The sequence below is a fragment of the Glycocaulis sp. genome (genome assembly GCF_050485565.1).
Lineage (GTDB): Bacteria > Pseudomonadota > Alphaproteobacteria > Caulobacterales > Maricaulaceae > Glycocaulis.
This window is the reverse complement of sequence record NZ_JBJHBQ010000002.1, coordinates 288,213-295,556: the sequence shown is the minus strand read 5'-3', so window position 1 is coordinate 295,556 and position 7,344 is coordinate 288,213. Positions and strand designations below refer to the sequence as shown.

The following is a 7,344-nucleotide window of genomic DNA, read 5'->3' as shown; positions in this document are numbered from 1 at the left end:
GGGGTGCGCGGCCCGCGCCCGGCCCCCCCCCCCCACTTTTATGGACAATCCCCCCTCGGCCCTTCGGGCCACTCCCCCCGTAAACGGGGGGAGAAAGGAAGAGATGCAACCGTCCAGGCACCTTACATCCGGCTGAGGCTGCCCGCTGCAGCGTCAATCGCCAGCGCCGTCTCCAGAGCCAGCACGCCTGCCCGCGCGTCAGCCGCCGGGCTGACATGAGCAGGGTCCAGCACGCGCGAGACGAAGTTCTGCACGCTGGCGCCCAGCGAATCCTTCGCCATGGGCGCATCGGCAAAATCGGGATCGAGCGCCAGCCCGGCTCCGTTCTCGAAGCGCTTGCGGATGAAATCAACGTCCAGCACCGCCCCGCCCTCAAACCCGATAGTCATCACACGGTCGCGCTCAGGCGCAACGCGGCTGGACTCCAGCTCCGCCACCAGCCCGCCGGGGAAGGTCAGGCGCGTCACGATATGATCGGCCAGCCCGCCGCGCTCGGCGCGCATTTCAGCCTCGACCTTGGAGGGCGCACTGCCCGCCAGCGCGAGAACCAGATCGATATCGTGGATCATCAAGTCCAGCGTTACCGACACATCCAGATTGCGCGGCGATGGCGTACCCATGCGCCGCGCCGACAGCGTGTCTGCGCGGGGAATGTCACCAAACAGCCCCATGGCGGCAAAGACGAAGCGCTCCTGATGGCCAACCTGCAGGACGCGGCCATATCTCTGCGCGAGGTCCAGTAGTTCGCGCCCCTCCTCCACAGTGGCGCAGATCGGCTTTTCCACCAGCACATGGCGGCCTGCCGCCAGCGCGCGGTGCGCGGCGTCATGGTGAAAGAGCGCCGGACTGGCGACCGTAATGATATCGGCCTCCTCAATCATGGCGTTGAGCGAGGTGAAGGCGATGGCCCCGTACTGGCGTGCAATCGCGCGTGCGCGGTCACGCACCGGATCGAACACGCCGATAAATTCCGTGCGGTCATCGCCAGCATATTTGCCCGCGTGATACCCGCCAAAAATGCCCGCGCCGACGACCCCGGCGCGCAAGGGTTGGATAGACTGTGTCATGGGGCGGGAGATTGCACGTTGCGCAGCAGCACTCAAAGGGAGAATGCATCGGCTGGCCCTTCTGCAGGCTTGCGGGCCGTCCGTTAAGGCTTAAGGATGGAGGCCAGTATCGATCTCAAAGCCATCACAGGTGCACCGCCATGAAATCTCGTGAAATCCATCTCGTCCGTCACTTCACCGGCGAGGTGAAGCCTGAATACTTCACACTGGCTCAGGTCGAACTTCCAGAACCCGCCGAGGGCGAGGTGCTGGTGGCCAATGAGTGGCTGTCTGTCGATCCTTACATGCGTCCGCGCATGGCGGGGCTGAAAACCTATATCGACCCGTTCATGCCCGGTAAGCCCATGGAGGGCGGCGCGGTCGGCAAGGTCATCAAGTCACGCTCCGACGCCCTGAAAGAGGGCGACTATGTGATGAGCATGCTGGGCTGGCGTGAAGCCTATGTCGCGCCCGCCAAGGGCCTGACGAAGGTGGACGCCAATCTGCTGCCGGCCCACGCCTATCTGGGCATTGCGGGCCTGACCGGCCTGACGGCCTATGCCGGCCTGAAGCGCGTCATCGGCCTGAAAGAGGGCGAAACGCTGTGGATGAGCGCGGGCGCGGGCGCGGTCGGCTCTGCCGGTATCCAGTTCGCCAAGGCGATGGGCGCGCGCGTGATCGCGACCGCTGGCGGCAAGGCCAAGACCGATTTCTGCCTGGAGATCGGGGCCGATGCCGCGGTCGACTACAAGGCCGTGCCGGACCTTCGCAAGGCCATCAAGGACGTCGCGCCGGATGGTGTTGATGCCTATTTTGAAAATGTCGGCGGCGATCACCTCGTGGCCGCTCTTGATGTGCTCAAACAGTTCGGACGCATCGCGGCGTGCGGCATGATCTCGCGTTATAATGACGAGGCCCCCGCGCCCGGCCCGCACAACATGACCAATATCGTGACGAAATCCCTGATGATGCGCGGCTTCATCGTCATCGAGCATTTCGACATGCAGGACGAGTTCATCAAGGACCTCTCCAGCTGGATGATGAGCGGCAAGGTAAAAAGCCGCGAGACCGTCTATGAGGGCATCGAGAAAATGCCGGAGGCATTCACCGGTCTCTTCAGCGGTGCCAATCTTGGCAAAATGCTGGTGAAGGTGTGAGTGAGGCTGATCTAGGCGCCATCAACGCCGTTAGCGACGGCAAGCTGCCCGGCCTGGTCGGCCTCGTCATCACCAATGGCGATCCGGCGCAGGTCGAAGGCTATATGGATGTGCGCGACGATTTACTGGCGCCCAACGGCTTCCTGCACGCCGCCAGCATCATGGCGTTGCTGGATTCCTTGTGCGGCTATGGCGCGATGGCCAATCTGCCTGAGGGGGCCATCAGCTTCACCACGGTGGAGCTGAAATCGAACTTCATGGGAACGGCGCGTGATGGCCGGGTGCTGGGTGAGGCAAAACCTGTGCATCTTGGCCGGACAACGCAGGTCTGGGATGCGACCGCCCGGCGTGAAAGCGACGGCAAGGTGCTCGCCCTTTTCCGCTGTACGCAGATGGTGCTTTACGCGCGGTGAGCCGGTTCGCGCCGCTGGCGCAATAGCCGTCCCAGAACGAAACCGCCCACAACCGCGCCCGTCAGGGCCGACAGGGTGGGGCTGGAGAACAGGGCTTCAAACCCCGCATAGCTCAGCACGGCCACGCTGACCGCAAGGCCGGTCGCGGCGACGATGTTCAGGAATGGGGCGCGTTTGGGTTCCATGCTTTCCGTAACGCAAACACCGGGCCAGATTTCAAGCTTTTGTTTACCATATGGATCGGATCAATGGCAGATGTCTGCGTAAAACCTGCCGACTCCCCTGTATTTCCTTGCTATGCCTTATGAGAATCGCGATTGATTCATCCGTCCAATGAACGGCCAACCCTGCCGCTTGCGGCTGGCGAGGCGTCAAACAACCGGGGGGAACCCTCATGAACAAAGCAGAACTCGCCAAAGCCATCTCCGACAAAGCTGGCATCACCCGCGCCCAAGCTGGCGACGCCATCGACACGTTTGTCGATTCCATCGTTGCTTCGGCCAAGAAAGGCGACACGGTTCAGCTCGCCGGTTTCGGCACTTTCCACGCCAAGCACCGCGAAGCGCGTGAAGTCCGCAACCCGCGTACGGGCGAAAAAATGACCTCCAAGGCCAAGACCTCGCTGGCGTTCCGCCCGGCGTCTGCCCTGAAGGACATCTAAGGGAATTCTTGTGTCCCGCCCTCTGACGGACGGGACATAACCCCTTCAAGAAAACGCCGCCGGGCAACCGGCGGCGTTTTTGTTTGCGCGTTTCGCCGCAGCTTCGTCATGTTGCTCGCGCACTAAACCCTCATTAGCAAAGCCCCCATGTTGAACGCCCGCTCCTCCCGGCTTTCCGGCCTGCGCCAGATCATGGCCACGCTCGCGCTTGTCGCGGCGTGCATGAGCGGCCTGGTGCCATCGGGCTGGATGCCGCAGGCAGGCGCTGACGGGCAGTTCACCCTGGTCATCTGTACCGGCGAGGGCATGCGAGAGCTGGTTCTCGACGCCGGCGGCAACGCCGTATCGACCGATAGCGCTGACCCCATCACTCCCGAAGCGCCGTGCGCCTTTGCGGGCCTTGCCGCCATTGCGCTCATGCCCGACAGCCCGGCCTGGCAACATCACGCCCTGCCGCTGCATCGCCTGTATGCGCCAGGGGCGGCCATGCCCGCATCCGGGCATATCGCCCTGCCCGGCCAGCGCGGACCACCCTTGAGCAGCCTGACAGACCTCCAAACGGCCTGATCCCTTCGGCATGACGCTGAACGGGGCTGCGGGCCTCGTTTAAGCATCTGCGTTCGGGACCATCCCATGAAAACCCAATACCTTGCCCGCACTGCCGGGTTCGTTCTGCTGGCCGCTGCCGGCCTGTCTGCCCCTGCCCTCGCCGATATCGCCGAAGCCGGCGAGATTCAGGACCGCGTTGTCGTCACCGGCTATCGCCTGTCCGCGCCCGCTGAAGAGGCGGCAGCCGAGGCCGCCCGCCAGCCCGGCAATATCTCCATCATCGATGCAGAAAGCTTCGCCACGCGCTACGCGATTGGCTTTGCAGACACGCTGGCCTTTACCGCCGGTGTGGTGGCCCAGCCCAAATTCGGCGAGGACTCGCGCCTGTCGGTGCGCGGTTCCGGCCTTGCCAACAACATGCACCTGCGCGGTGTGGAGCTGCTCTTCAACGGTGTACCGATCAACAACGCGGACGGGTTTGGCGATTATCAGGAGCTTGATCCACTTTTCGTTTCCCACATGGCGGTCAATCGCGGCGCCAACGGTTTCCGCACCGGCTCCACCATGCTGGGCGGCTCCATCGAGATTGAGGGGCTTAGCGCCGCCTCGCTGAACAATCAGTCGGGCATCCGCGCCGAAGCCGGCTCGTTCGGCACGACGCGCACCCTTGGCCGCGCCAGCGGCACGCACGGCAATCTGGACTATGCCCTCGCCGGCACCTGGCAGCGTCAGGACGGCGTCCGCCCCAACGCGAACCAATCCAATGGCCGCATCTATGCCGATCTCGGCTGGCGCTGGAACGATCAGGTGGAAACGCGCTTTGGCCTGCTCGGCAGCGATATCAATCAGGAGATGTCGGGCAATCTGACGCTCGCCCAGCTGCGCGCCGATCCACGCCAGCAGGACCCTGCAGCCATCGCCCAGCGCTATGGCCGCGACATGAATGCCTGGCGCGGCTGGACAGTGTCCCATTTTGATACAGGTATGGGCCGCTTCTCCGTTGGCGGCAGCGCAACCACGCGCACGCTCTGGCACCCGGTTCCGGTGATCGTCGATCAGGACATGGAAGATTACCGCCTGTTTGCCCGCTGGAGCCAGGAAACCGAGCTGGCCGGCCTGCCGGTGGAGTTCACGCTGGGCGGCGATCTGCGGCACGGTGAAACCGACGCGAGGGTGTTCCTGAATAATGGCGGCACGGCCGGGTTCCAGATCGGCGACGCCCAGCAGAAGGGTACCGGCGCCAACGCCTTCCTCGATGTGCGCCTTGGCGTGACGGAGCGCTTCGACCTGCTCGCAGGCCTGGTAAACAATTCAACGCGGCGCGAGGTGGATGACCGGATCAACCCGGCGGCAGGCGGGGATGTCAGCTTCTCCAGCCTGACGGCCCGCATCGGCGCGCTCTACCGCTTCGATGACGCGCTGATCGGCTTTGCCAATATCAGCCAGATCTTTGAACCTCCCACCTTCTCTGACCTGACACAGGGCGGTGTGAGCGGCTTTACCCCCATCAGAGCGATGGAAGGTACCAGCTATGAGATCGGCCTGCGCGGGTCTTACGAGCGCGTCCGCTTTGAAGCGGCGCTCTACCGCATCCATCTGGATAACGAGTTCACCGCCTTCACGGTCGTACCCGGCATTCCAGCCGCGATCTTCAACGCCGATGACACGGTGCGTACCGGCTTCGAACTCGGCGCTGAAGCCCTGCTGCATGAAGGCACCAGCGGCGCATGGCGCACACGTCTTGCCTACACCTATGGCGATTTCCGCTTCGACGGCGATACGACCTATGGCGATAACCGCCTGCCGGGCGTGGGCCGTCACCGTCTGGTGGCCGAGCTGCGCTACGGCTTCGGGCCGTTCGAGATCGCGCCCAGCCTTACCTGGCAGAGCGGGGACGGTTTCACCGACTACATGAACTCGGAAAAATTCCCCGGTTACACGCTGGTCGGCCTTTCGGCCCGCTATGACGTAAATGACCGCCTCGGCTTCTATGTCGAGGGCCGCAATCTGACTGACGAGGCTTATGTCTCGGCGGTCGGTACGGTCGCCAATGCCGCGACGGCCAACCCTGCCCGCTTCACTCCCGGCGAAACCCGCGCCGTCTATGCGGGCGTGACGCTCGCCATCGGGGGCGGGCAATGAGGATCGACATCCGGCGGCTTCACCGGACAGGGCCACAACTGGCGGTTCTCGCTGTGGTGATGTGGGGGCTTTCAGGCTTCCTGCATCCCATAATGAGCTGGACCGCGCCGCGCGCCGCGATCCAGATGCCGCCCGCGCTGGAGATCGAAACGGAGGGGGCTTCGGCCCCCTCCACCCTCCCCGCCATGCCCGAAACTGCGCGCCATGTCCGGCTGGCCCCATCGGACAATGGCACCTACTGGTCGGTGCGGACCGATGCCCAAACGCCGCGCCTCGCCCTTGATGGCGTCACCGGTGGACCGGCACCAGAGGCGGCGCGCGAGCACGCTATCACTTTGGCCCGCCACTACGCCGCCCTGCCAGATGCCGATATCGTGCGGGTAGAGGAGATCACAGCCTTCAGCGTGGATTATCCGGCCATCAACCGGCTCCTGCCGGTTACAGCGGTGATGTTCGACACGTCAGACCGGCTGACAATCTATGTCGATACCGGATCAGACCGGCTGGCCGCCGTCACCAACGCGCCGCGCCGGGTGATGCTGCGCATCTTCCAGAACGCGCACACGCTCTCCTTCCTCAAACCCGTCGAGCCCTTGCGCCTGCTGGTCATTACCGTGCTCACCCTGATCTTCATCAGCACGGTGCTGGCAGGTATCAGCCTTACGTTCACCGCAAAGGGCAAGGGGCTGCGCCGCTGGCACCGCTATGCCGGGCTGGCACTGGCCCTGCCCGCTCTCGCCTTTCCTGTATCGGGGCTTTTCCATGCCTGGGTGAACTCATCGCTGTTTGCCGCTGAACGTCCCGAAGCGGCTATGTTTGCACCCGCCAGCCTTGTTGAGGTGCCGCAGGGGCGCTTTACCCATCTGGCCGCCACGGCGGACACTGAAGGCGCGCTCTGGCGCGCTGCAGAGGGCCGTGAAGCGCGCTATTTCGCCGGTAGCGGTGCAGCCCTGCCCCTGGACGATGCCGCCCGCGCGCTCAGCCTTGCGGGCGCGCCATCAGACAGCGTGGCCACCCTACAGACCCGCTTCGATGGCGATTACGGCTTTGCCAGCAAGCGCCTGCCGGTCTGGCGCGTGGAAACACAAGGCGGGCCGGTATTCGCAGATCCGGTCGATGGCCTGCTCGCGCAGGCGGGGCAAGCCGGCCCGATTGCGGCGCTGGAGGGCCGCAGCTTTGACCAGCTGCACAAATGGCAATTCGCCAACCCGCTGGGCCGCGATGTGCGCGACATGCTGATGATGGCAGTTATCACTGCGCTGATAGCACTCGCCCTGACGGGGCTGTCCTTCACCCGAAGGCGCAAGCGGTTACAGCGCAAGCCCTGAACGAAAAAGGACCCCGTCCTGACCGGGACGGGGTCCTTCAAACGCACG

Annotated in this window: 8 protein-coding genes; 6 read left to right on the top strand and 2 right to left on the bottom strand. The window is 64.1% G+C overall.

What is annotated here, in order from left to right; translation table 11 throughout:
• Positions 1–122: 122 nt before the first annotated feature.
• Positions 123–1,067 carry a Gfo/Idh/MocA family protein gene (locus ACQ5ID_RS03580; protein ID WP_429911103.1) on the bottom strand — a complete coding sequence of 315 codons (945 nt, stop codon included), beginning with the start codon at positions 1,065–1,067 and terminating at the stop codon, positions 123–125.
• A gap of 140 nt (positions 1,068–1,207) precedes the next feature.
• Between ACQ5ID_RS03580 and ACQ5ID_RS03575 the strand changes: the two genes are divergently transcribed.
• Positions 1,208–2,203 (top strand): NADP-dependent oxidoreductase, encoded by a 996-nt coding sequence (locus tag ACQ5ID_RS03575; RefSeq protein ID WP_429911102.1) that lies wholly within the window; start codon positions 1,208–1,210, stop codon positions 2,201–2,203.
• Entirely contained in the window at positions 2,200–2,616 is a 417-nt protein-coding gene (locus tag ACQ5ID_RS03570; RefSeq protein WP_429911101.1) for a PaaI family thioesterase, read from the top strand. The genes ACQ5ID_RS03575 and ACQ5ID_RS03570 overlap by 4 nt, the downstream gene beginning before the upstream one ends.
• Here the strand turns inward: ACQ5ID_RS03570 and ACQ5ID_RS03565 are convergent.
• Positions 2,604–2,801 carry a hypothetical protein gene (locus ACQ5ID_RS03565; RefSeq protein WP_429911100.1) on the bottom strand — a complete coding sequence of 66 codons (198 nt, stop codon included), beginning with the start codon at positions 2,799–2,801 and terminating at the stop codon, positions 2,604–2,606. The genes ACQ5ID_RS03570 and ACQ5ID_RS03565 overlap by 13 nt on opposite strands.
• A gap of 209 nt (positions 2,802–3,010) precedes the next feature.
• On the opposite strand from ACQ5ID_RS03565, the gene ACQ5ID_RS03560 reads away from it, so the two are divergent.
• The 4 genes from ACQ5ID_RS03560 to ACQ5ID_RS03545 all read left to right on the top strand — a co-directional run bounded on the left by ACQ5ID_RS03560 (position 3,011) and on the right by ACQ5ID_RS03545 (position 7,296).
• Positions 3,011–3,277: an HU family DNA-binding protein gene (locus ACQ5ID_RS03560; RefSeq protein ID WP_371394641.1), complete on the top strand. Its 267-nt coding sequence runs from the start codon at positions 3,011–3,013 to the stop codon at positions 3,275–3,277.
• A gap of 147 nt (positions 3,278–3,424) precedes the next feature.
• Positions 3,425–3,844, top strand: coding sequence for a hypothetical protein (locus tag ACQ5ID_RS03555; RefSeq protein ID WP_429911099.1), 420 nt, complete (start codon positions 3,425–3,427; stop codon positions 3,842–3,844).
• 66 nt (positions 3,845–3,910) lie between these two features.
• Positions 3,911–5,968, top strand: a complete 2,058-nt coding sequence (locus ACQ5ID_RS03550) for a TonB-dependent receptor family protein (RefSeq protein ID WP_429911098.1) — start codon at positions 3,911–3,913, stop codon at positions 5,966–5,968.
• Positions 5,965–7,296: a hypothetical protein gene (locus tag ACQ5ID_RS03545; RefSeq protein WP_429911097.1), complete on the top strand. Its 1,332-nt coding sequence runs from the start codon at positions 5,965–5,967 to the stop codon at positions 7,294–7,296. Before ACQ5ID_RS03550 ends, ACQ5ID_RS03545 begins: the two co-directional genes overlap by 4 nt.
• Positions 7,297–7,344: the final 48 nt, after the last annotated feature.

Coding starts and splice junctions, on each gene's coding strand:
- ACQ5ID_RS03545 (WP_429911097.1), top strand. CDS start 5,965: ATGAGGATCGACATCCGGCGGCTTCACCGGACAGGGCCACAACTGGCG.
- ACQ5ID_RS03565 (WP_429911100.1), bottom strand. CDS start 2,801: ATGGAACCCAAACGCGCCCCATTCCTGAACATCGTCGCCGCGACCGGC.
- ACQ5ID_RS03580 (WP_429911103.1), bottom strand. CDS start 1,067: ATGACACAGTCTATCCAACCCTTGCGCGCCGGGGTCGTCGGCGCGGGC.
- ACQ5ID_RS03575 (WP_429911102.1), top strand. CDS start 1,208: ATGAAATCTCGTGAAATCCATCTCGTCCGTCACTTCACCGGCGAGGTG.
- ACQ5ID_RS03550 (WP_429911098.1), top strand. CDS start 3,911: ATGAAAACCCAATACCTTGCCCGCACTGCCGGGTTCGTTCTGCTGGCC.
- ACQ5ID_RS03555 (WP_429911099.1), top strand. CDS start 3,425: ATGTTGAACGCCCGCTCCTCCCGGCTTTCCGGCCTGCGCCAGATCATG.
- ACQ5ID_RS03560 (WP_371394641.1), top strand. CDS start 3,011: ATGAACAAAGCAGAACTCGCCAAAGCCATCTCCGACAAAGCTGGCATC.